This is a genomic window from Paraburkholderia phenoliruptrix, assembly GCF_902859825.1.
In the GTDB taxonomy this organism is placed as follows: Bacteria; Pseudomonadota; Gammaproteobacteria; order Burkholderiales; family Burkholderiaceae; genus Paraburkholderia; species Paraburkholderia phenoliruptrix.
Genome location: NZ_CADIKB010000012.1, coordinates 88,666 through 110,616 on the forward strand (window position 1 = coordinate 88,666; position 21,951 = coordinate 110,616).

The window sequence follows — 21,951 nt, forward strand, 5'->3', positions numbered from 1 at the left end:
CAAGGCGATAGCTCACGGCACGCGGCACATCGTCGAATGATGGCTTCGGACGATTGTAAACCGCTTTGGCGCGAGGCAAGGATCGGCCGGACGGCATAGGACGAACCCGCCAGAACCCCGGCCGCAGATGAAAAAACGGGCGAGACTCACGCCTCGCCCGCTTCGACACCTGCCCGGGTCAACGTCTTCCGTTCGCCGCCCCGGCCCACGCATAAGCGTCGGCACGACAGCGGCCAGGCTGACCTGAAATCAGCTCACGGCGCTGACATCCAGCGGCGCGCCCGTCTTCGCCTTGATCTCGTCGACGCTCACGCCCGGCGCCAGTTCGGTCACCTTCAGGCCGTCGTCGGTGACTTCGATCACGCCCAGGTCGGTAATGATCTGGTCGACCACGCCCACGCCCGTCAACGGCAGCGTGCATTCCTCGAGGATCTTGTGCTGATCGCCCTTCGCGACGTGCTCCATGAGCACCACCACGCGCTTGACGCCCGCGACCAGGTCCATGGCGCCGCCCATGCCCTTGATCATCTTGCCGGGGATCATCCAGTTGGCGAGATCGCCCTTCTTGCTGATCTGCATGGCGCCGAGAATCGCCAGGTTGATGTGGCCGCCGCGAATCATCGCGAACGAATCCGCCGACGAGAAAATCGAGGAACCCGGCAGCGTGGTCACCGTCTGCTTGCCCGCGTTGATGAGGTCCGGATCCACTTCCTCCTCGGTCGGCGAGGGGCCGATGCCGAGCAGGCCGTTCTCCGACTGCAGCCACACTTCGACGCCCGGCGGCACGTGGTTCGCGACCAGCGTCGGCAGGCCGATGCCGAGGTTCACGTAGAAACCGTCCTGCAATTCCTTTGCCGCGCGCGCGGCCATTTCGTCACGAGTCCATGCCATGATCAGTCTCCTTTCGCGCGGACGACGCGTTGTTCGATGCGTTTTTCCGGATGCGCATTGAGCACGATGCGCTGAACGAAGATGCCCGGCGTATGAATCGCGTCCGGATCGAGCTCGCCGACTTCGACGATTTCCTCGACTTCCGCGACGGTGATCCGGCCGGCCATCGCGCACATCGGATTGAAGTTGCGCGCGGTGCGGCGATAGATCAGGTTGCCCGACTTGTCGGCCTTCCATGCCTTGACGAGCGCAATATCCGCGGTCAGCGAATGTTCGAGCACGTAGTGGTTCTCGCCGAACTGGCGCGTTTCCTTGCCCTCGGCGATCAGCGTGCCGTAGCCGGTATTCGTGAAGAATGCCGGAATGCCCGAGCCGCCGGCGCGCAGCTTCTCAGCGAGCGTGCCCTGCGGCGTGAATTCGAGTTCGAGTTCGCCGGCCAGATACTGGCGCTCGAATTCCTTGTTTTCGCCGACATACGACGAAATCATCTTCCTGATCTGGCGCGTTTCGAGCAGCAGACCCAGACCGAAGCCGTCGACGCCCGCGTTGTTGCTGATGCAGGTGATGCCCTGCACCTTCGTGTCGCGCAACGCCGCGATCAGCGCCTCGGGAATGCCGCACAGCCCGAAGCCGCCGACGGCGAACGTCTGCCCGTCCTTGACGATGTCTTTCAGCGCATCGGCGGCGCCTGGATAGACCTTGTTCATCAGTATGTCCCTTCCTCTATGGAAACCCGAAACCGGTTTATTGCGGCTGTGACCTGCTTTCACCGCGTTCTCATGTGCCCGAAAGAGTACGCTCCTCGCGCCATGCGGCACAATACGCAAAAATACATAAGTGATTGCCGCCCGCCCATGCCAGCACTGGATTATCAAACCGCTTTTCATCTCGCGCCGATCGGGCTCGTGCTGTCGCGTGAACGGATTATCGAAGACTGCAATGACGAACTGGCGTCGATTTTCGGTTGTCCGCGCGAGGCGCTGCTCGGGCAGTCGTTCCAGATTCTGTACCCGTCGGCGGACGAATTCGAGCGGATCGGCGCACGCATTCCGCCCATCATGACCGCGCAAGGCAGCTACGCCGACGACCGCATCATGAAGCGCGCCAACGGCGAACTCTTCTGGTGCCACGTGACGGGCCGCGCACAGCGGCGCACCGACCCGCACGCGGCGGGCGTCTGGACATTCGAGGATCTGAGCGCGACGCGGCGCGTGGCCGTCGAACTGACGCCGCGCGAGCGGGAAATCGCCGCGCAACTGGTGACGGGAAAAACCAGCAAGCAGATTGGCCGCGTGCTGGACATCAGCCCGCGGACGGTGGACGTGTATCGCGCGCGGCTGATGCGCAAATACGATACGGGGAATGCGACCGAGCTGCTGCAGCGGCTGCTCGGCCACTGAGGGCCGCGCTTCGCGAACTCAGGCCGCCGGCTCGGGGGCCTTCACGAGAGCGGCGCGTTCGATCGTCGCGCGCAGCACGTCCGGAACCGGCACCGACTTGCCGGCCGCGTAGTCGATCCAGACGCAACGCGCGGCGCCGCGCGCATAGACGGTCGTCGGATCGTCGGCGCGCACCAGTTCGAAGCCGGTATCGAAACTGCTGCGCCCGGGCGTCGCGACGCTCATGCGGCCAATCACGTCGCCGGGATAATGCAGTTGCTTGAGAAATTCCATCGACGCATTGACGATCACCGGTCCCTGCCCGTCTGCGTTGCTGCCGGTCAGCCCGAGCTCTTCGAACCAGGAAATCCGCACCTGCTCCATGTAGCGGAAATAGACCGTGTTGTTGACATGGCCGAATGCGTCCATGTCGCCCCAGCGGATCGGCATAGACATCTCAAAAACTGCGTGAAAATCGCTCATTGTGCTTCTACTCTTCCTACTTCTTCAGGGAATAAATGCGGCACGCATGCCGCACCGACGTCCGGCATGGGCCGGCGAGGTCACGAGAGGCCGAAGCCGTCGTCGGCGGCGATCACCGAGCCGTTGATGAACTGCGATTCGTCGGCCGCGAGCAGCAGCAACAGGCCGTCCAGATCGTCGGGCTTGCCGACACGATGACGCGGCAGCATCGAGATGAGCTTTTGCCCCTGCTCGGTCGACCAGTGATGATGGTTGATTTCCGTGTCGATATAGCCCGGACAGATCGCATTCACATTGATGCCGTGCTTGCCCCATTCGAGCGCCATGGCCTTCGTCATGTGGACGACGGCCGCCTTGCTCATCGAATAGAGACCGATTTGCGGCAGCACGCGCAGGCCCGCCATGGACGCGATATTGATGATCCGGTACGACGGTTTCTGCGCATTGTTGCCGCGCATGATCATGCGCTTGGCCACTTCCTGCGCGACGAAGAAGGCGCCGCGCGTGTTCGTGTCGAACACATATTCGAAGTCGGCGGGCGTGACTTCGGAGAGCTTCTGCGTGGTCGACACGCCCGAGTTGTTCACCAGAATGTCGATCGTGCCCGCCTCGGTCTCCGCGTGCGCGACCGCCGATTTGATGCTTTGATAGTCGGTCACGTCGAGCGAGACCACGTGTGCCGCGCCGCCCGACGCCTCGATCTCTGCGCGCAGTTCCTTTAACCGCTCGGTGCGCCGGCTTGCCAGCACGACCTTGGCGCCCGCCTGCGACAACACTTGCGCAAAGCGCTTGCCCAACCCGCTCGAGGCGCCCGTGATCAGCGCGACTTTGCCTTCCAGATTGATCGAACGGCCCATTGTCGTTCCTTGTTCGGTGGTAGTTACGAATGCGGTTGTCAAGTTGCGGCCCCGAGCGATGCCCAGGACAATACCGTATCACACAAATAGAACGATCGTGCTAATCTCTGTTGATCCGGTTGCAGTGCAAGAATCCATCGCCCACAATACGATCCCGAAAAAAGCATTCTAACGGTAAGAGGAGCATCAATGACCCCTGCAAGTCTCATCGAGCAGTACGGCCCGCGCGAGTCGATGGAATACGACGTCGTGATCGTCGGCGGCGGCCCGGCTGGCCTTGCTGCGGCGATCCGCCTGAAGCAGCTGGCGGCCGGCAAGGGCGTCGAGCTTGGCGTCTGCGTGCTGGAAAAAGGCTCGGAGATCGGGGCGCATATCCTCTCAGGGGCCGTGATGGACCCGCGCGCGATCACCGAACTGATTCCCGACTGGAAGAAAAAAGGCGCGCCGCTTACGGTTGACGTAACCGAAGACCGCTTCCTCTTTCTCACCGAAACGGGCGCGAAGAGCGTGCCGAACTGGGCGCTGCCGGACAACTTCAAGAATCACGGCAATTACGTGATCAGCCTCGCGAATGTCACGCGCTGGCTGGGCCAGCAGGCCGAGGCGCTGGGCGTCGAGATCTTTCCGGGCTTCCCCGCGGCGGAAATCCTGTACAACGACGACGGCTCCGTGAAGGGCGTCGCGACCGGCAATCTCGGCATCGGCAAAGACGGCCAGCCGACCGAGAACTTCCAGCTTGGCATGGAACTGCACGCCAAATACACGCTGTTCTGCGAAGGCGCGCGCGGGCATCTGGGCCGCCAGCTGAACGACAGATTCAGGCTGCGCGACGGCGTCGATCCGCAGGTCTACGGCATCGGCATCAAGGAGCTGTGGGAGATCGATCCGTCAAAGCACAAGCCGGGGCTCGTCATGCACACGGCGGGCTGGCCGCTGGAAGCCGACACTTACGGCGGCTCGTTCCTCTATCACATGGACAACAACCAGGTGGTGGTGGGCTTCGTGGTGGGGCTCGGCTACACGAATCCGTATCTGTCGCCGTTCGAGGAATTCCAGCGCTACAAGACGCATCCGGCGATCCGCCACTTCCTCGAAGGCGGCAAGCGCGTGTCGTACGGCGCGCGCGCGATTACCGCGGGCGGGCTGATGTCGCTGCCGAAGCTGGTGTTTCCTGGCGGCGCGCTGGTCGGCGACGACGCGGGTTTCCTGAACGCGTCGCGCATCAAGGGCTCGCACGCGGCGATCAAGACCGGCATGCTCGCTGCCGACGCCGCTTTCGAAGCCGTTCAGGCGGGCCGCCAGAGCGACGAACTCGCGGCTTACCCGGAATCGTTCAAGACCTCGTGGCTGCACACGGAGCTCTACAAGGCACGCAATTTCAAGCAGTGGATGAGCAAGGGCCTGTACCTCGGCACGCTGATGGTCGGTATCGAGCAGAAGGTGTTCGGCGGCAATGTGCCGTGGACGCTGCACCACCAGCATTGGGATCACGAGATGCTGAAGCCCGCGTCGCAGTGCACGCCGATCGTGTATCCCAAGCCGGACGGCAAGCTGACGTTCGACCGGCTTTCCTCGGTGTTCATCTCCAACACGAATCACGAGGAGAACCAGCCCGCGCATCTGACGCTGAAGGATCCCACGGTGCCGGTCAAGGTGAACTGGCAGACGTACGCCGGTCCAGAGTCGCGCTACTGCCCGGCCGCGGTGTACGAGTTCGTGAAAAACGACGACGGCAGCGAACGGCTCGTGATCAACGCGCAAAACTGCGTGCACTGCAAGACCTGCGACATCAAGGACCCGACGCAGAACATCGTGTGGGTAACGCCGGAAGGCGGCGGCGGACCGAATTATCCGAACATGTGATGCCGCGCCGTGCAATGCAAGCCGGTGCCCGTGCGGGCGTTGCACAGCCAACTCACTCGAGTGAGCTAAGCCTTAGCCGCGCGCCATCTGTTCGATGCGCGCGCGCACCCGCTCCACCACTGGCGCCCACGCGCCCACTGCGGGTTGCCTGAACAGTTCGAGCGAATCGTACCAGGGCGTTGCCGTCGACTCGCTGCCCCAGAACCATGCCGACACGTGGTCGAGCATCAAGCACGTCGGCACGCCGAGGGCGCCCGCGAGATGAGCGGGCCCGCTGTCGATTGTGACCGTCAGATCGAGGTTCGCCAGCAACGCGGCGACATCGTCGAAGCCCGCCTGAAAGTGCGGCGTGAGGTCGACCACATCAAACCCCTTCGCGCGCCACTGGGCGACCGTCTCGCCACGCCCCGGCGACAGCGCGAAATACGTCACGCCCGCCACGCTGAGCAAAGGCCCCAGTTGTTCCGCCGGCACGGAGCGCCGCGCGTCGCGGATATGGTCTGGGTTGCCGTTCCACACCAGACCGACCGTGCGATTGCCGGGGTGGGCATACAAGCAGGCCTGCACACGCCGCCGCCACATTTCCACATGATGCGGGTCCGCACTCAAATAAGGCGCGCCCCACCCCGCCGCATCCAGAATGCCGAGGCGCAGCGGCAAGCTCATCAGCCCGCAATGAAAATCCGGCCGGGTTTCCAGACTTGTTTCGAGCCGCAGATCGGCGGGCAACGTCCGTTCGAACAGATGTCGCAACGGCCCGTCATGACCGAAGATCACTGTGCCGCCGTCGCGCCGCGCCCGTTCGGCGAGTAGCGGCAGAAAACGCACCGCCCACAGGCAATCGCCGTTGCCTTGCTCGCCATACACGACGAGCGTCTTTCCGGCGAGCGTCTCGCCTTGCCACGGCGCGCTGATCTCGGCGAGCGCGCGCTGCGCGTGATTCAGCTCGCCACCGGCGAAAGCAACGCGCGATTCGTAATGCGTCCAACCTTCTGCGAAACGCCCGCTGCGAATCTCGAGTTCGGAAAGATCGAACAACGCATGCGCATTATCCGGCGACAATGCGAGCACCTGACGCAGCAACGCCTCCGCTTCTGCAAAGCGCGCCTGCTCCTTGATGCATAACGCCAGCTTGTGCAGCGCCACCGGATTGCCCGGCACGACGCGCACGGCCTCGCGCAGCAACTGCTCGGCGGCAGCGAAGTCGTCGCGATGCTGGACGGCGGCCGCGCGCCAGACCAGCGCATTCGCATCCGCGGAATTTTGCGTGAGCAGCAGCGCGGTTGCCGATTCGACGAGGCCCCAATCGCGTACGGCAAACGCCGTCTGCGCGATGGTGTGAAGCAGCGCCGGTTCGCACGTCGGATCCGCCTCGTAAGCGCGCACCAGCGCGACAAGCGCTTCACGTTGCAGCGCTTTGTCGCGGCCCGCCTGCTGCAGCAGCGCCTGAGCGAACGCGACACAGTCGTGCGCGGTGGCATGCGCCGCCCACGCGCGTGCGCGCAACGCCGGCAGGTCAGGACCTGCCGGCTCGAGAGCAAGATGATTCATGCGAAAAACGCCGCGCGCGCAGTGCGATTGAAAAACGCTGACAGCGTGGCCTACGGCGCGCTAGCCGCGATCTTCGGCGTGCTGACGGAGACGTCGCCGCATTGGGCGCGATGGCGCAACGCGTGGTCGATCAACACGAGCGCAAGCATGGCTTCCGCGATGGGCGTGGCGCGAATGCCGACGCACGGGTCGTGCCGGCCAAACGTTTCGACAACCGCCGGCTGCCCCGCCTTGTCGATGGAGCGGCGCGGCGTGCGGATGCTGGAGGTCGGCTTGATCGCGATCGACACGGTGATGTCCTGACCGGTCGAAATACCGCCGAGCACACCGCCCGCATGATTGCCCACGAAGCCTTCCGGCGTCAGCTCGTCGCCGTGCACGGAACCGCGCTGCGCGACGCTCGCAAAACCGGCGCCGATCTCCACGCCCTTCACCGCGTTGATCCCCATCATGGCGTGAGCGATGTCCGCATCGAGGCGGTCGAACAGCGGCTCGCCGAGGCCGACGGGCACGCTCGAAGCCACCACGTTGATGCGCGCGCCGATCGAGTCGCCGTCCTTGCGCAGCGCGTCCATATACGCTTCGAGCTGCGGCACGATATCCGCGTTCGGCACGAAAAACGGGTTTTCGCGCACCTGCGCCCAATCGACGAAGGGCACGTCGATCGCGCCGAGCGCCGCCATATAGCCGCGCACCTCCGTGCCGAATTTCTCGCGCAGCCATTTCTTCGCGACCGCGCCGGCCGCGACCGTGGGCGCAGTCAGACGCGCCGACGAACGGCCGCCGCCGCGATAGTCGCGGATGCCGTACTTTTGCCAGTAGGTGTAGTCGGCGTGGCCCGGACGGAAGGTATCCGCGATATTGCCGTAGTCCTTGCTGCGCTGGTCCGTGTTGCGAATAAGCAGTGCAATCGGCGCGCCGGTGGTCTTGCCCTCGAACACGCCCGAGAGAATCTCGACCTTGTCTTCTTCCTGACGCTGCGTGACGTGGCGCGAAGTGCCCGGCTTGCGGCGGTCGAGTTCGAGCTGGATGTCGGCTTCGCTGAGCGCCATGCCCGGCGGGCAGCCGTCGATCACGCAGCCGATAGCCGGGCCGTGCGATTCGCCGAAGGTCGTGACAGTAAAGAGCGTACCGAGGGTGTTGCCGGACATGAGCGTCGTCCAAAGGATGCGGGGAAGACGCTATTATGCCAGCCCGCCGGGCGCGAGACCGCGCCGGGCGCCGGCTTATGACTTCTGGACAAGGCCGTCCTACTTCCGCGCGCCGCGCAATTCCATGACGACGCTCTGAAGCCGTTCCGGCGTGGCAAGCGCCGGTTCTATCGGCTCGCCGACAGCGAGTGTCAGACGGCTCATCACGCCTTTTTGCACCGGCCGCGGCCAGCGCGCGTCGTCTGCGCGGGAAAACACGCTGCCCCACAGCCCGCGCAGCGCCATCGGAATGACCGGCGCCGGCGTGCGGCGAATGATTTCGGTGACGCCATGACGGAACGGATTCATGTCGCCGGTTCGGGTCAGCTTGCCTTCGGGGAAAATGCACACCAACTCGCCCTCGGCAAGCGCCTGCGCGCAGCGCTCGTAGGCGCTTGCCAGAAGCTGGGCGTCCTGATGCGCGGGCGCGATCGGAATGGCCTTCGCATGACGAAACACCCAGCCGGCGAACGGCGTGCGGAAAATCTGATGGTCCATCACGAAGCGGATGGGCCGCGGGCTTTCGGCCATGATCACGAGCGCATCCACGAAACTCACGTGGTTGCACACGAGCACGGCCGCGCCCTCCTCGGGAATCCGCTCGGCATGCACAAGGCGAATCCGGTAAAACGTATGCACCAGCAGCCACGCGATAAAGCGCAGCAGGAACTCCGGTACGAGCGAATAGATGTAGGTCGCCACCACGATATTCAAAAGCGCGGTCACAAGAAAGATGGCCGGAATGCTGAAGCCCGCCGCGGTCAGCGCGACCGCCATGAGCGCCGACACGATCATGAACAGCGAATTCAGAATATTGTTCGCGGCAATGATGCGCGCGCGGTGGCTCGGCTGGCTGCGGCTCTGGATCAGCGCATAGAGCGGCACGCTGTAAAAGCCGCCGAACATGGCGAGCAGGAACAGATCGGCGAGCACGCGCCAATGCGCGAGGCGCCCGAGAAACTCGCCCACGCTCAACAGGTGCCCGGCGGGCGGCAATGCGTGGCTCGCGAAAAAAAGATCGATGGCGAACACGCTCATGCCGATCGAGCCGAGCGGCACGAGGCCGATTTCGATACGCCGCTTGGAGAGCTTTTCGCACAACAGCGACCCAAGGCCGATACCGATGGAGAACGTGCCGAGCAGCACCGTGACGACGTCCGGATTCGCTGACAACACGTCTTTGGCGAAGCTGAAGAACGACGACAGAAACGTGGCGCCCACGAACCAGAGCCACGAAATGCCGAGCAGGCTCAGGAACACCGTGCGGTTTTCGCGCGCGAGCCTGAGATTGCGCCACGTCTCGCTGACCGGATTCCAGTTGATGCGCAAGTCCGGCTGCGGCGCCGCCGTCACCGGCACGAAGCTCGACACCACGCGCCCGACGAGCGCAATCGCCACGCACGCGCAGGCGAGCACGAGCGCGCCGTGCTCGACGAAACCGGCGCTTGCGCCGCCGACAATCGTGCCGACGAGAATCGCGACGAACGTGCCCATCTCGACCATCCCATTGCCGCCGACCAGTTCCTGGCTCGACAGATGTTGCGGCAAGTACGAATACTTGACTGGGCCGAATACGGTTGAATGCACACCCATCAGAAACGTGCACAGATACAGAAGCGGTGCGCTGTGCAGCAGAAAACCCGCGCCGCCGATCAGCATGACGACGATCTCGAAAGTCTTGACGAAACGCGTCAGCATCGCCTTGTCGTACTTGTCGGCGATCTGGCCGGAAGTGGCCGACAACAGCACGAACGGCAGGATGAAAATGGCCGAGATCAGAAACGCCGCGGTTTTCGCGTCGACACCCGAGAAGCGCGCCGCCTGAAATGTGACGAGCGACGTAAAGCCGATCTTGAAGACGTTGTCGTTCATTGCGCCGAGAAACTGCGTCCAGAAAAACGGCGCGAAACGGCGCTCGCCCAACAATCTGAACTGCGAATCATGGCTGCTACGCTCGCGCGCGGCGCGGCGGGCGGCCGGCAGCGTAGGCGTGGGAGGCAAGGGGCTCTGACTCATGAAGTTCGCCAACGGATTGAGAAGTGGGCGCGTGCGCAAGATCGCCGCAGGCCGTGCGACGAGCCATGGCGGCGCGCACAAAAAAGGCGCGCGCTTTCGCGCACGCCTTCACTCGATGCTAACTCGCGCCGCGCGTCAACGCGCCGGCTGCTGCCCCTGCTCTTCCGGCCAGTCGCGGATATACGCCTTCAGCATGCGGTTTTCGAAGCCCTGCTCTTCGACCACGGCCTTCGCCACGTCGTAGAACGAAATTACGCCCATCAGCGTGCGGCTTTCCAGCACGGGCAGATAGCGCACGTGATGCTCGAGCATCATGCGGCGCACTTCGTTGACGTCCGTTTCCGGCGTGCAGGTAAGCGGATGATCGTCCATGACCTTACGGATGGTGGACGTGCCCACGCTGCCGCCATTCTCCTTGAGCGTGAGAATGATTTCGCGGAAGGTCAGCATGCCGACCAGGTCGCCGTATTCCATTACGACAAGCGAGCCGATGTCGTGCTCGGCCATGGTGACGACTGCGTCGTGCAGCGCGGTATCCGGCGTAACCGTGAATAGGGTGTTGCCTTTGACTTTAAGAATGTCGCTGACTCGCATGATCTGTCTCCCGAAATACCCGCTAGGCATGTAATGCATCAATGACTTTCGATCCTAGCGGAAAGGCCCATAAAAGGAAAGCGGCCCGCCCATCAAGGCGCGGCGGGCGCTCGCCGTTCCGCGCCGTTGCCGCGGGCGCCGCGCGGCACGCGCTTGCCGCTGCCGCGCAGGCGCGCGCATGGGGAAAACCGCGCTTGAAGCGATACGTGCCGGTGATACGATGGCCGCCACCTTGACCTTTCGCGAGGCTGTCCGTGGCCTCGCCGACCAGCATGTCCGCCAACCGTTTCGATACGCTTGCGCTGCACGCCGGCGCCGCCCCTGATCCCGCCACCGGCGCGCGCGCCACGCCCATCTACCAGACCACCTCGTTCACGTTTCGCGACGCCGACCACGCCGCCGCGCTCTTCAATATGGAGCGAGCCGGACACGTCTACTCGCGCATTTCGAATCCGACCGTGGCCGTGTTCGAAGAGCGCGTCGCCGCGCTGGAAAACGGCGCGGGCGCGATCGGCACGGCGAGCGGCCAGGCCGCGCTGCATCTCGCGATCGTCACGCTGATGGGCGCAGGCTCCCACATCGTCGCATCGAGCGCGCTATATGGCGGCTCGCACAATCTGCTGCATTACACGTTGCGCCGCTTCGGCATCGAAACGAGCTTCGTCAGACCCGGCGATATCGACGGATGGCGGGCGGCCCTGCGCCCGAACACGCGCCTCCTGTTCGGCGAAACGCTCGGCAATCCGGGCCTCGACGTGCTCGACATCGCCACCGTTGCGCAGATCGCCCACGAGCACCGGGTGCCGCTTCTGGTCGACTCGACCTTCACCACGCCTTACCTGATCAAGCCGTTCGAGCACGGCGCGGACTTCGTCTACCATTCGGCGACCAAATTCCTCGGCGGCCACGGCACGACCATCGGCGGCGTGCTGGTGGACGGCGGCACGTTCGACTTCGACGCCTCCGGACGCTTTCCCGAATTCACCGAGCCCTACGACGGCTTTCACGGCATGGTGTTCAGCGAGGAAAGCACCGTTGCGCCGTTCCTGCTGCGCGCGCGCCGCGAAGGCTTGCGCGACTTCGGCGCGTGCCTGCATCCGCAAGCCGCCTGGCAGCTTCTGCAAGGCATCGAAACCTTGCCGCTGCGGATGGAACGGCACGTCGCCAACACCCGCCGCGTGGTCGAGTTTCTCGCCGGACAGGCGGCGGTCGAAGCGGTCGCCTATCCCGAGCTGCCGACGCATCCCGATCACGCGCTCGCGCAGCGGCTGCTGCCGCGCGGCGCGGGTGCCGTGTTCAGCTTCAATCTGCGCGGCGATCGGGACACCGGCCGCCGCTTTATCGAGGCGCTGTCGCTGTTCTCGCATCTGGCCAACGTCGGCGACGCGCGCTCGCTGGTGATTCATCCTGCTTCCACCACGCACTTCCGGATGGACGCCGCCGCGCTGGCCGCGGCGGGCATCGCGGAAGGCACGATCCGGCTCTCGATCGGCCTCGAAGATCCCGACGATCTCATCGACGACCTGAAGCGCGGTTTGAGAGCGTCACAAAAAGCCTCGCAGAAAACAGCCCACCAAGCAGCCCCCAAAGCAGAACCCGAAGCGGCCCAAAAAGCTCCGCAGAACGGCGCGCCGACGCCAGGCGGCTTCCCCACCTCGCAACCGCGCCCGGAGTCCGCATGATCCTGACCGTTCAAGGCAAGCCCGCCTACGCCTACACCGGCGGCAAACCGTTCGATGCCACTCTGCCGACGGCCGTCTTCATTCACGGTGCCGAGCACGACCACAGCGTGTGGGCGCTGCAAACGCGCTACTTCGCGCACCACGGCTTCGGCGTGCTGGCGGTGGATCTGCCCGGACACTGCCGCAGCGCCGGTCCCGCGCTGCGTACCATTGCGGCGCTGGCGGACTGGCTCGCCGCCCTCTTCGACGCCGCGCGTGTCGCGCGTGCATTCGTGGCCGGCCATAGCATGGGCTCGCTCGTCGCACTCGACTTCGCCGGCCGTCATGCCGAGCGGACCACGCATCTCGCCCTCCTCGCCACCGCCTTGCCCATGGCGGTCTCCGAGACCCTGCTAGCAGCCGCGCTCCACGACGAGCCCGAAGCCATCGCCATGGTCAACCAGTGGTCGCATTCCACGCTCGCGGCGAAACCCTCGTGCCCCGGTCCCGGCTTCTGGCTGCACGGCATGAACCAGCGGCTCATGGAGCGGGTTTCGGCGAGGGGCGAAACGCAGCTCTTTCACACCGATTTCATGGCCTGCAACAGCTACGCGGACGGCCTCGTGCGTGCCGCTCACGTGCGCTGCCCGACGCGCCTCCTGGTTGGACGCCGCGATGCGATGACGCCGCCGCGCGCCGCCAAAGCGCTCGCCGATGCGCTCGCGCAGGCCGGCGCGCCGGTCGACACCGTCACTCTCGAGGCCGGACACGCGCTGATGACCGAGCAGCCCGATGCCACGCTCGACGCGCTGTTCAGTTTCGCTTCGCGTCCGGCTCGCGAAGCGGGCTAGCACGAGCGCCCCGCCAGACCTTCGATGCCTTCACGATAACGGCTGCGAAGCGGCGACGCCATCGTCCGAATGGCCAGGTTGCGCGTGGCACACGATAGCCGCACAATGGATCGAGCCTGTCCTGTGCCGGGCGCGCGGGCGCGCCGCGAACAACCAAGGCAAAGCGACAGGCGCGCAACCGCAACGCGTAGCCATCCGGAGGCCGTTATGGCTCATACCGCGCATACCGATCACTTCGCGAACTTCGCGGAGTTTTATCCGTACTATCTGAGCGAGCATCGCAACGTGGTCTCGCGGCGGCTGCATTTCGTCGGATCGCTCGGGGTGATCGGCTGCCTCGCCATGGCGCTCGCCACCGGCGACTGGCTGTGGCTGCCGGCGGCCGTCGTCTGCGGATACGGCTTTGCCTGGGTCGGCCATTTTTTCTTCGAAAAGAACCGGCCGGCAACTTTTCGCCATCCGCTCTATAGCCTGATGGGGGACTGGGTGATGTTCAAGGACATCTGCGTCGGCAAGATTTCGTTGTAAAGCGACCCGCGGGGCTCAAACCGCCGCCGCGCCCGGCCTGCGGGCTACGCCGCCTGATGCGGCATGGAAGAGGCACCGCGCTCGTCGTGCTCGGCGGTCGCCGCGCGCGCGGCGGCGCGGGCCGCGAGCAGCGTGGAGAGCGTCACCTTCAGCCGGTCGTTTTCGAGCGCGGCGAGCAGCGTGGCGCCGTCCACGCGAGTAGACGCGAGCTGCAACTGATATTCGAGCTCCGCGCGATCCATCACGAACAGGTCGTAGAGCTGCTGCACGGTGATCTGCGCCGGGTTCGCGAGCAGCAGAAAATGCGGGCGCGAGGCGTCTTCCTGCAACTGCGCGATCCATTCCACCTGTTCGAGCTTTTGCAGGAGATTGACCGTCGTATCCATATCGCGGCGAAGCATGCGCGAAAGCTCGGGCACGGTGTAGCCGCGCTTGCCGGCCTCGCGCGCTTCGCTAAGCCGCGCAAGCAGTTCGAGCGAATCGAAGAGATTGCTGCCCTCGAAGGTCGGGCGATGGAACTGGCCGATGCGGATGGCCGGCAACGCCGACGCGATCATCGCGCCCGCCAGCGTGATGAACCAGCACAGGTACATCCACAGCAGGAAGAGCGGCACGGCCGAGAACGCGCCGTACACCGCGGTGTAGGTGGGCATGCGGCGCACGTAATAGCCGAAGCCGCGCTTGGCGAGCTCGAACGCGATGGCTGCCGTCACCCCGCCAATCACCGCGTCGCGCCATTCCACGCGGCAGTTGGGCAGATAGACGTAGAGAATCGTGAAAGCGAGCGCCGTGAGCGGCAATGCGGTGCCCGCCAGCGCCCATTCGATCACCGGCGTCATGCGTTGGGCCGCGCTGAACGTCATGGACTGCGTGAACAGATACGACGAGATGGAAAGACTCACGCCGATCAGAATCGGACCCAGCGTGATGATCGCCCAATACACAAGGATGCGCTGCGCGATGGGCCGCGCCTTGCGCACGCGCCAGATCACGTTGAACGCGGATTCGATCGTCATCATCGTCATGACGCCGGTGAGAAACAGCAGCACCATGCCGATGGTGGTCAAGCCCTTCGCCTTCGACGCGAACTGATTCAGATATTTGAAGATCTGGCTGTTCAGTTGCGCGGGCATCAGGTGATCGGCGAGGAAAAACTGCAGCGACTCCTGGAACGAACTGAAGAGCGGAAACGCCGTAAAGAGCGCGAACGCCACGGTGGCGAGCGGCACCAGCGCGAGCATCGTGGTGAACGTGAGGCTGCCGGCCACTTGCGCAATACGGTCTTCGCCGCTGCGCTTGGCAGCGAACTGCGCGAGCCGTTTGAGCGTATCGAGATCGAAACGCGCCTTGGACAACAAACCTGCCTCCTTGCTTCGTCAACCGGTGTTTGCGGACCGCCTGGCAGAACCTGCAACGCACCCTGCGCGAGGCCTGGCCGAATGGCTATGAACGGCTGGGAACGGCCTGTAGAGCGGCCCCAAGCCCTATAATACCCGTTCACCGATGAGGCTTATGAAAGACATTCTCGTGCTCTATTACAGCCGTCACGGCGCCACGCGCGAACTCGCGCTCGCGATCGCGCACGGCGTGGACAGCGTCCCCGGCATGCAGGCGCGCGTGCGGACCGTGCCGCCCGTCTCGACCGTCTGCGAGGCGACGCTGCCCGACATTCCCGCTGAAGGACCGCCTTACGTCGAACTGCGCGATCTCGAGGAATGCGCCGGTCTCGCGCTCGGCTCGCCCACCCGTTTCGGCAACATGGCGGCTTCTCTCAAATACTTTCTGGACGGCACCACGCCGCAGTGGCTCGCGGGCGCGCTCTCCGGCAAGCCGGCCTGCGTGTTCACGTCGACCGGCAGTCTGCACGGCGGCCAGGAATCCACGCTGCTGTCCATGATGCTGCCGCTTTTGCACCACGGCATGCTGATCGTCGGCATTCCGTACACGGAAACGGCGCTCACCACCACGCAAACCGGCGGCACGCCGTACGGCGCGTCGCACTTCGCGCGCGCGGGCAGCGCCGCCCAGGGCATTTCTGCCGACGAAAAAACGCTCGCCGTTGCGCTCGGCGCACGCGTCGCGCGCACGGCGGCTTCCATGAGCGAAAGGCCGTGAGCAGCGCGCCACTGCGGCACAACCGCGCTGCGGCGCTCGGCGCGACCGCCTCGCTCGTCGCGCTGATTGCGTTGTCCATTGCCTGGGAGCTGTGGCTCGCGCCGCTGCGCTCCGGGGGCTCGGCGCTCGTGCTCAAGGCCGTGCCGCTGCTGCTCGCGCTACCGGGCGTGTGGCGGCAGCGTCTCTACACGCTCCAATGGGCGTCGATGCTGATCCTGCTCTATTTCGCCGAGGGCGTCGTGCGCGGCTGGAGCGACCGTGGTTTGAGCGCCGGCCTCGGCTGGCTCGAAGCCGCGCTCGCCATCGTGTTCTTCGTCGCTGCGCTCGCCTACGTGGCGCCCTTCAAGCGCGCGGCAAAGAAGGTCGCGAAAGACGCCGCCCCAAACCCGGCGAACGAGGCGACAAAAGAAGCAGCGAAAGAAGCGACGAGAGACTCGGCGAAAAGCGGGGCGAACAACGCCGCCCTGCACGCCGCCGCGCCGCGCGGCGAACGTCCGGGCAGCGCGGACGTCTGACAGTCATCCACCTCGCTTCCCCGCCCGAACCCGCTCACCGACCGACATGACCCAAACCGCTTTTCTCGCAGCCTGCCGCGATGCCATCGGCGCCGCCCACGTGTTGACCGACGCGCACGACACGGCGCCCTATCTGACCGACTGGCGCCGCCGCTACACCGGTGCGGCCTGCGCGGTGTTGTGCCCCGCCTCGCCCGCCGAGGTCGCGGCGCTCGTGCGGCTCGCCGTCGAACACGGCGTGCCTCTCGTGCCGCAAGGCGGCAACACAGGTCTCGCCGGCGGCGCCACACCGGACGCGAGCGGCGCGCAGGCGGTCGTCAGCTTGCGGCGGCTCAACCGGGTGCGCGACATCGACCCGCACAACAACACGATCACGGTCGAAGCTGGCGTGATCCTCGCCGAAGTGCAGCAGCACGCGGATGAAGCCGGGCGCCTCTTCCCATTGAGCCTCGCGGCGGAAGGCAGTTGCACGATCGGCGGCAATCTCGCGACCAACGCGGGCGGCACCGGCGTGCTGCGCTACGGCAACACGCGCGAGCTGTGCCTCGGCCTCGAAGTCGTCACGCCGCAAGGTGAACTGTGGGACGGCCTGCGCGGGCTGCGCAAGGACAACACCGGCTACGATCTGCGCGACCTGTTCATCGGCGCCGAAGGCACGCTCGGCATCATCACCGCCGCGGTATTGAAGCTGCATCCGCAACCCGCGGCGCGTGTCACGGCGCTTGCCGCGCTCGCCTCGCCGCATGCGGCACTGGATTTTTTGTCTCTTACACAAAGCATCGCCGGGCCGCTTCTGACCGGCTTCGAACTGATGTCGGACTTTTGCCTGCGGCTGGTGGGCCGGCACTTCGAGCACATGCGCTATCCGTTCGCCGAACCGCACGCGCAAATCGTGCTGCTCGAATTGTCCGACAGCGAGAGCGAGGACCACGCGCGAGCACTCTTCGAGCGTCTGATGGAAAAGGCGCTTGAAGACGGCGTGGTGCAGGACGCGGTTGTCGCTGAAAGTCTCGCGCAGTCGCGGGCGTTCTGGAATCTGCGCGAACATATCCCGCTTGCGCAGGCTGAGGAAGGCCTGAACATCAAGCACGACATTGCGGTGCCGATTTCGCGCATCGGCCACTTCATCGAGGAGACGGACGCCGCTGTCGCAGAGGCCGCGCCCGGCTCGCGCATGGTGACGTTCGGCCATCTCGGCGACGGCAACCTGCATTACAACGTGCAGGCGCCCGAAGGTGTCGACGCGAAAGCGTTCCTCGCGCAGTACCAGAGCCCGATTAACCAGATCGTGTACGACAGCGTGCATCGGCATCGCGGCAGCATCAGCGCGGAACACGGGCTCGGTCAGTTGAAGATCGACGAGGCGATGCACTACAAGCAGGACGTCGAGGTCCAGTTGATGCGCACGCTCAAACATGCACTCGACCCACTCAACCTGATGAACCCGGGCAAAGTGCTACGCTGAGAGCGTGAGGCGACGGGCCGATATTCAGCGCTGCAAGGAGCCGTGTTCGTGAAAATTCGTGTCCTGTCCGATCTGCATCTGGAGAACGACGAGCCGGAACTCATTCCGCATGCGCAGGCGGATCTGATCGTGCTGGCCGGGGACATCCACAACCACGCGGCAGGTCCGCGCTGGGCCGCGCAAACCTTCGACGGCGCCGCGCCTGTCGTCTACGTGCCGGGCAATCACGAGTACTACGACGGCGAGTTCGGCGCGCTGGAGGCCGCGTTGCACGACGCGGCCTCGCAGGTCGAGAACGTGCACGTGCTGAACAACGCCGCGCTTATCGATCCGCACGGCCGCTGGCGCGTGCTCGGCACGACATTGTGGACGGACTTCGCGCTATTCGGCGCGGACCACGCGGCGCTCGCCGAATCCATCGAGGCGGCGCGGCGTGCCATGCTGGACTTTCGCGGCCTCATTCAGATGAACTGGCCGCACGGTGTGGAAAACTGCGCACGCGACGAAGCGCGCGACTTCGCACCCGCCGACGCGCTCGCGCTGCATCGCCAGGCGCGTGCCTGGCTCGAGAACGAGCTCGCGAAGCCGTTTGCCGGCCAGACGATCGTGGTCACGCATCACGCGCCGCATCGTTTGAGTCTGGCTGAGCGTTACGCACACGACCGCGTGTCGGCGGGCTTCGTCAACCACCTGCCCGAGCTCGTGCGTGCGCCCGTCGCGCTGTGGATTCATGGACACACGCATACGTCGTTCGACTACACGGTGAACGGCACGCGCGTAGTCTGCAATCCGCGCGGCTATTTCGATCGCCGCAGCGGGCAGTGGGAAAATCCGCTTTTTGCGTGGGACAAGGTCGTCGAAATCTAGCGCGGCGCCCTCTGTCAGCGCTTCAGGCAACCACCGCCCACACACTGGACCGGTGAAAAGCCTACTGACGGTCCCGCTGCTTGCCGTTTTCAGGACGCTCGACCTTGATCGGCGCAAGTTGCGGCTGCTGCTCGCGCAGGCGGCGCAGCAGGTCGCGCGATGCGGCAATGCCGATCAGTCCAAACATGACGGCCACGCCGATCATCAGATGCGTATCCATGAAATCCTCGTCCTTCGGTGAGTGCGATTGCTAAACAGTGACGGCGGAAACAGAAGCGCCGGTTGAGCACGCAGCGCATGAACGACACGGTAGCAAATCGAGCCGGGCGCGGAAGTAAGGAAATGTTGCGGCGGGGCGCCGATGTCACTGGCGGCGCGGCAAAACGCCGCCGCTCATGCCCAACCGGCCAACGGGCCGAGCGGGCCAACGCACCCAGAGGACTGCGGCGGCCGGCAGCCAACTGGCGGTCAGGCCGCGCGCCGCCTAGGTCCGCGCAAACTCCCGCAACTCGGCCCGGTCGACCGCGAGCGTCGTCGGCAGCTCGTCGCGCAGATGCTCGATCCACGTGCGGATCTTGGCGTCCAGATACTGGCGCGACGGATACAGCGCATACAGATTCATTTCCTGCGATGTGTAGTCGGGCAAGAGCCGCACCAATTCGCCCTTGCGCAGGCCGCTGATCGCCGAGTAGATCGGAATCAGGCCGACGCCCATGCCGCTCGCCACCGCGACGGCCATGGCTTCCGCCACGTTCACCTGGAAGGTGGCCGGGCCGAGCGTGATGGTTTCCTCGCCGTTCGGGCCGTCGAACGTCCATTTGTCCGGCGGAAACACCGGCGTAACCATTTGCAGGCAGCTGTGGTGCTCCAGGTCGGCGGGCGTGTGCGGCACGCCGTGCTTTTCCAGATAAGCCGGCGACGCGCACGCCACGCTGAACGCGCTGCCGAGGCGCTGCGACACGAGCCCCGAATCGGGCAGGCCGGTGGCGAGCGTGAGCGACACGTCGAAACCCTCGTCGAGGAGATCGGGCATTCGCTGCGCGAGCGTGAGCTCCACGTGCACTTCCGGGTAACGCTCCTGATAGCGGCCCACGGCCGGCACGACGTAATGCTGGCCGAAGCTCGTCATGGCGTGGACCTTCAGCTTGCCGGACGGACGCGCATGCGCGTCGCTGGCCTCGGCTTCCGCCTGATCGACATAGGCGAGAATCTGCTCGCAGCGCTGCAGATAGCGCTCGCCGGCTTCGGTCAGCGCGATGCGGCGCGTGGTGCGGTTCAGAAGGCGCGTGCGCAGATGCGCTTCAAGATCGGACACCGCCCGCGACGCGTAGGCGGTCGTCGTATTGAGGTGCTGCGCGGCACCGGTGAAACTGCCCGCTTCGACGACGCGGACAAATACGCGCATGTTCTGAAGCGTATCCATACCTTTCCTTTGCAACTATCCAGTCCCAACCCTGCCGATTGTTACACGATCCGCAAAACCGATTATCACGCGTTCCGTAAAAATCCCTTGCATCTTTACCGGTTATTCCTCAATCCATCAAAAAATATAATTGGCCGATCGCTTCTATAGTCAGTTCTGGAGGAAATCGTGCAGTCTCCGGTATCGAAATGGATCACCGCTGCCGCGGTTCTTGCGATCCCATTAACAATTGCCGGCTGTGCAAGTACCGGGGGCATCGCCCCGCAAACGAACCGCACCGACCCCGCGTCACTCGATGCGGGTAGCGCGATCCGCGCGGCGGATGCCGACGCCGGCTGGCCCGCTGCCGACTGGTGGCGTGCCTATCGCGATCCGCAACTCGACGCCTGGATCGAAGCGGCGCAGGCCAACAATCCCAGCCTCGCAGCCGCCCAGGCGCGCGTGCGCGAAGCCATGTCGATGGCGGGCGTGGCGCGTTCCGCGCTCGCGCCGCAAGTAAACGGCGAACTGTCGATCAAGCGCCAGCAATGGGCCGACAACCTGTACTACGGCCCGGGACCGCTCGCGGGCGAGCAATCGTGGAACAACACCGGCACGCTCGCGCTGTCGTATCACCTCGACCTGTGGGGCAAGGACCGCAACGCCGCGGAGCGCGCCCTCGACGCGGCGCACGCGCGCGCCGCCGACGCCCGCGCCGCGCAACTCGAACTGCAGGCGAACGTGGTGCGGACCTACATCCAGATGTCGCTCGATTACGCGCTGCTCGACATCGCCCGCGCAACCTTGCAGCAACAGCAGCAAATCGCCGACCTGGCCAGCCGGCGCCTGAAAGGCGGCATCGGCACGCAACTGGAAGTGAGCCAGGCACAGACGCCGCTGCCGGAATACGAGCGCGAAATCGACGCCCTCGAAGAAAAAATCGCGCTCGGGCGCAACCAGCTGGCGGCGCTCGCGGGCAAAGGCCCGGGCGCGGGCGACGCGATCCAGCGGCCGGTGCTCTCGCTCGCCGCGCCCGCCGGCCTGCCGAGCGCGCTGCCTGCGGAGCTGATCGGCCATCGGCCGGACGTGGTCGCCGCGCGTTGGACCGTGGCGGCGCAGGCACGCGGCATCGACGTCGCGAAGGCCGGGTTTTATCCGGACATCGACCTGCTCGCGTCGATTGGCGGCTATGCAGCGATGGGGCCGCTCTTCCAGTTCCTGAAGAATCCGTCGCATAGCTGGAGCGCCGGGCCGGCGCTGTCGCTGCCGATTCTCGACGGCGGCCGCCTGCGCTCGGAGCTCGGCGCGGCATCGGCCGGTTACGACGAGGCGGTGGAGCACTACAACCAGACGATCGTCGGCGCGCTCAAGGACATTTCGGACCAGGTCATCCGCATCCGCTCGCTCGACACGCAGGCAGAGGACGCACGACGGTCCGAGGCCGCCGCGCGTAAGAACTACGAACTGTCGCGCGAGGGTTATCGCCGCGGTCTGACAGATTACGTGAACGTACTGATCGCGCAGAACCAGTTGCTGCGCGCGCAGGAAGGCGTCGCGAAGGTTCAGGCGGAGCGCCTCGGCGCGCATGCGTCGCTGGTCACGGCTCTGGGCGGCGGCCTCGACGATCCCGCCAACGGCCCGGTGGCCAGCGCGACGCTGCCGGGGCACGGCAAGGGCGAGCAGAAGAACACTGCCGCAGCCGTCACGTCCGCAGCCGAGTGAG

General features: G+C 65.1%; 21 protein-coding genes. 10 read left to right on the forward strand and 11 right to left on the reverse strand.

The window, feature by feature from the left end:
- Window positions 1-249 precede the first annotated feature (249 nt).
- The gene (locus HV711_RS14925) at window positions 250-891 is read right to left on the reverse strand and encodes a CoA transferase subunit B (protein WP_013589037.1); all 642 of its coding nucleotides are present in this window, start codon (window positions 889-891) and stop codon (window positions 250-252) included.
- A 2-nt stretch (window positions 892-893) separates the two neighbouring features.
- Window positions 894-1,598: a CoA transferase subunit A gene (locus HV711_RS14930; RefSeq protein ID WP_028363560.1), complete on the reverse strand. Its 705-nt coding sequence runs from the start codon at window positions 1,596-1,598 to the stop codon at window positions 894-896.
- A 147-nt stretch (window positions 1,599-1,745) separates the two neighbouring features.
- On the opposite strand from HV711_RS14930, the gene HV711_RS14935 reads away from it, so the two are divergent.
- Entirely contained in the window at window positions 1,746-2,291 is a 546-nt protein-coding gene (locus HV711_RS14935; protein WP_013339932.1) for a LuxR C-terminal-related transcriptional regulator, read from the forward strand.
- An 18-nt stretch (window positions 2,292-2,309) separates the two neighbouring features.
- Here the strand turns inward: HV711_RS14935 and HV711_RS14940 are convergent, their stop codons facing one another.
- On the reverse strand, window positions 2,310-2,753 hold the full coding sequence (locus HV711_RS14940; RefSeq protein WP_013589039.1) for an acyl-CoA thioesterase: 444 nt from the start codon (window positions 2,751-2,753) through the stop codon (window positions 2,310-2,312).
- Between the two features lie 80 nt (window positions 2,754-2,833).
- Window positions 2,834-3,610 (reverse strand): SDR family oxidoreductase, encoded by a 777-nt coding sequence (locus HV711_RS14945; RefSeq protein ID WP_013589040.1) that lies wholly within the window; start codon window positions 3,608-3,610, stop codon window positions 2,834-2,836.
- A 189-nt stretch (window positions 3,611-3,799) separates the two neighbouring features.
- Here HV711_RS14945 and HV711_RS14950 point away from each other — a divergent pair, with 189 nt between their 5' ends.
- Window positions 3,800-5,473, forward strand: coding sequence for an electron transfer flavoprotein-ubiquinone oxidoreductase (locus tag HV711_RS14950; RefSeq protein WP_035481375.1), 1,674 nt, complete (start codon window positions 3,800-3,802; stop codon window positions 5,471-5,473).
- A gap of 72 nt (window positions 5,474-5,545) precedes the next feature.
- On the opposite strand, the gene HV711_RS14955 is transcribed toward HV711_RS14950, so the two are convergent.
- From HV711_RS14955 to HV711_RS14970, 4 genes are all read right to left on the reverse strand, one after another.
- Window positions 5,546-7,024 (reverse strand): tetratricopeptide repeat protein, encoded by a 1,479-nt coding sequence (locus tag HV711_RS14955; RefSeq protein ID WP_035481373.1) that lies wholly within the window; start codon window positions 7,022-7,024, stop codon window positions 5,546-5,548.
- 50 nt (window positions 7,025-7,074) lie between these two features.
- The gene (gene aroC, locus HV711_RS14960) at window positions 7,075-8,175 is read right to left on the reverse strand and encodes a chorismate synthase (RefSeq protein WP_035481371.1); all 1,101 of its coding nucleotides are present in this window, start codon (window positions 8,173-8,175) and stop codon (window positions 7,075-7,077) included.
- Between the two features lie 99 nt (window positions 8,176-8,274).
- Entirely contained in the window at window positions 8,275-10,230 is a 1,956-nt protein-coding gene (locus HV711_RS14965) for an MFS transporter (protein WP_035481447.1), read from the reverse strand.
- 135 nt (window positions 10,231-10,365) lie between these two features.
- Window positions 10,366-10,824 carry a CBS domain-containing protein gene (locus HV711_RS14970; RefSeq protein ID WP_013589045.1) on the reverse strand — a complete coding sequence of 153 codons (459 nt, stop codon included), beginning with the start codon at window positions 10,822-10,824 and terminating at the stop codon, window positions 10,366-10,368.
- 272 nt (window positions 10,825-11,096) lie between these two features.
- On the opposite strand from HV711_RS14970, the gene HV711_RS14975 reads away from it, so the two are divergent.
- The 3 genes from HV711_RS14975 to HV711_RS14985 all read left to right on the forward strand — a co-directional run bounded on the left by HV711_RS14975 (window position 11,097) and on the right by HV711_RS14985 (window position 13,864).
- Window positions 11,097-12,506 carry an O-acetylhomoserine aminocarboxypropyltransferase gene (locus HV711_RS14975; RefSeq protein WP_035481368.1) on the forward strand — a complete coding sequence of 470 codons (1,410 nt, stop codon included), beginning with the start codon at window positions 11,097-11,099 and terminating at the stop codon, window positions 12,504-12,506.
- Window positions 12,503-13,336 carry an alpha/beta fold hydrolase gene (locus HV711_RS14980; RefSeq protein WP_035481366.1) on the forward strand — a complete coding sequence of 278 codons (834 nt, stop codon included), beginning with the start codon at window positions 12,503-12,505 and terminating at the stop codon, window positions 13,334-13,336. The genes HV711_RS14975 and HV711_RS14980 overlap by 4 nt, the downstream gene beginning before the upstream one ends.
- Before the next feature lie 207 nt (window positions 13,337-13,543).
- A complete protein-coding gene (locus HV711_RS14985) occupies window positions 13,544-13,864 on the forward strand; it encodes an Mpo1-like protein (RefSeq protein ID WP_015003302.1) in 321 nt (106 codons plus the stop codon).
- A gap of 44 nt (window positions 13,865-13,908) precedes the next feature.
- On the opposite strand, the gene HV711_RS14990 is transcribed toward HV711_RS14985, so the two are convergent.
- On the reverse strand, window positions 13,909-15,222 hold the full coding sequence (locus HV711_RS14990) for a YihY family inner membrane protein (protein WP_082201472.1): 1,314 nt from the start codon (window positions 15,220-15,222) through the stop codon (window positions 13,909-13,911).
- A gap of 154 nt (window positions 15,223-15,376) precedes the next feature.
- On the opposite strand from HV711_RS14990, the gene wrbA reads away from it, so the two are divergent.
- The 4 genes from wrbA to HV711_RS15010 are packed head-to-tail and all read left to right on the forward strand — an operon-like array spanning window position 15,377 to window position 18,826.
- Window positions 15,377-15,979 carry an NAD(P)H:quinone oxidoreductase gene (wrbA, locus tag HV711_RS14995; protein ID WP_035481365.1) on the forward strand — a complete coding sequence of 201 codons (603 nt, stop codon included), beginning with the start codon at window positions 15,377-15,379 and terminating at the stop codon, window positions 15,977-15,979.
- A complete protein-coding gene (locus HV711_RS15000; protein ID WP_035481364.1) occupies window positions 15,976-16,494 on the forward strand; it encodes a DUF2069 domain-containing protein in 519 nt (172 codons plus the stop codon). The genes wrbA and HV711_RS15000 overlap by 4 nt, the downstream gene beginning before the upstream one ends.
- 46 nt (window positions 16,495-16,540) lie before the next feature.
- Complete coding sequence (locus HV711_RS15005; RefSeq protein WP_035481363.1) at window positions 16,541-17,959, forward strand: FAD-binding oxidoreductase; 1,419 nt, start codon at window positions 16,541-16,543, stop codon at window positions 17,957-17,959.
- 48 nt (window positions 17,960-18,007) lie between these two features.
- A complete protein-coding gene (locus HV711_RS15010) occupies window positions 18,008-18,826 on the forward strand; it encodes a metallophosphoesterase (RefSeq protein ID WP_035481445.1) in 819 nt (272 codons plus the stop codon).
- A 61-nt stretch (window positions 18,827-18,887) separates the two neighbouring features.
- Here HV711_RS15010 and HV711_RS15015 read toward each other — a convergent pair whose 3' ends face one another.
- The gene (locus HV711_RS15015) at window positions 18,888-19,046 is read right to left on the reverse strand and encodes a hypothetical protein (protein ID WP_013589054.1); all 159 of its coding nucleotides are present in this window, start codon (window positions 19,044-19,046) and stop codon (window positions 18,888-18,890) included.
- A gap of 264 nt (window positions 19,047-19,310) precedes the next feature.
- Window positions 19,311-20,249 (reverse strand): LysR family transcriptional regulator, encoded by a 939-nt coding sequence (locus HV711_RS15020; protein WP_013589055.1) that lies wholly within the window; start codon window positions 20,247-20,249, stop codon window positions 19,311-19,313.
- Window positions 20,250-20,417: 168 nt separating this feature from the next.
- Between HV711_RS15020 and HV711_RS15025 the strand changes: the two genes are divergently transcribed.
- Window positions 20,418-21,950 carry an efflux transporter outer membrane subunit gene (locus tag HV711_RS15025; protein ID WP_035481362.1) on the forward strand — a complete coding sequence of 511 codons (1,533 nt, stop codon included), beginning with the start codon at window positions 20,418-20,420 and terminating at the stop codon, window positions 21,948-21,950.
- Window position 21,951 lies beyond the last annotated feature (1 nt).

Coding starts and splice junctions, on each gene's coding strand:
- HV711_RS14925 (WP_013589037.1), bottom strand. CDS start 891: ATGGCATGGACTCGTGACGAAATGGCCGCGCGCGCGGCAAAGGAATTG.
- HV711_RS14930 (WP_028363560.1), bottom strand. CDS start 1,598: ATGAACAAGGTCTATCCAGGCGCCGCCGATGCGCTGAAAGACATCGTC.
- HV711_RS14935 (WP_013339932.1), top strand. CDS start 1,746: ATGCCAGCACTGGATTATCAAACCGCTTTTCATCTCGCGCCGATCGGG.
- HV711_RS14940 (WP_013589039.1), bottom strand. CDS start 2,753: ATGAGCGATTTTCACGCAGTTTTTGAGATGTCTATGCCGATCCGCTGG.
- HV711_RS14945 (WP_013589040.1), bottom strand. CDS start 3,610: ATGGGCCGTTCGATCAATCTGGAAGGCAAAGTCGCGCTGATCACGGGC.
- HV711_RS14950 (WP_035481375.1), top strand. CDS start 3,800: ATGACCCCTGCAAGTCTCATCGAGCAGTACGGCCCGCGCGAGTCGATG.
- HV711_RS14955 (WP_035481373.1), bottom strand. CDS start 7,024: ATGAATCATCTTGCTCTCGAGCCGGCAGGTCCTGACCTGCCGGCGTTG.
- aroC (WP_035481371.1), bottom strand. CDS start 8,175: ATGTCCGGCAACACCCTCGGTACGCTCTTTACTGTCACGACCTTCGGC.
- HV711_RS14965 (WP_035481447.1), bottom strand. CDS start 10,230: ATGAGTCAGAGCCCCTTGCCTCCCACGCCTACGCTGCCGGCCGCCCGC.
- HV711_RS14970 (WP_013589045.1), bottom strand. CDS start 10,824: ATGCGAGTCAGCGACATTCTTAAAGTCAAAGGCAACACCCTATTCACG.
- HV711_RS14975 (WP_035481368.1), top strand. CDS start 11,097: ATGTCCGCCAACCGTTTCGATACGCTTGCGCTGCACGCCGGCGCCGCC.
- HV711_RS14980 (WP_035481366.1), top strand. CDS start 12,503: ATGATCCTGACCGTTCAAGGCAAGCCCGCCTACGCCTACACCGGCGGC.
- HV711_RS14985 (WP_015003302.1), top strand. CDS start 13,544: ATGGCTCATACCGCGCATACCGATCACTTCGCGAACTTCGCGGAGTTT.
- wrbA (WP_035481365.1), top strand. CDS start 15,377: ATGAAAGACATTCTCGTGCTCTATTACAGCCGTCACGGCGCCACGCGC.
- HV711_RS15005 (WP_035481363.1), top strand. CDS start 16,541: ATGACCCAAACCGCTTTTCTCGCAGCCTGCCGCGATGCCATCGGCGCC.
- HV711_RS15015 (WP_013589054.1), bottom strand. CDS start 19,046: ATGGATACGCATCTGATGATCGGCGTGGCCGTCATGTTTGGACTGATC.
- HV711_RS15020 (WP_013589055.1), bottom strand. CDS start 20,249: ATGGATACGCTTCAGAACATGCGCGTATTTGTCCGCGTCGTCGAAGCG.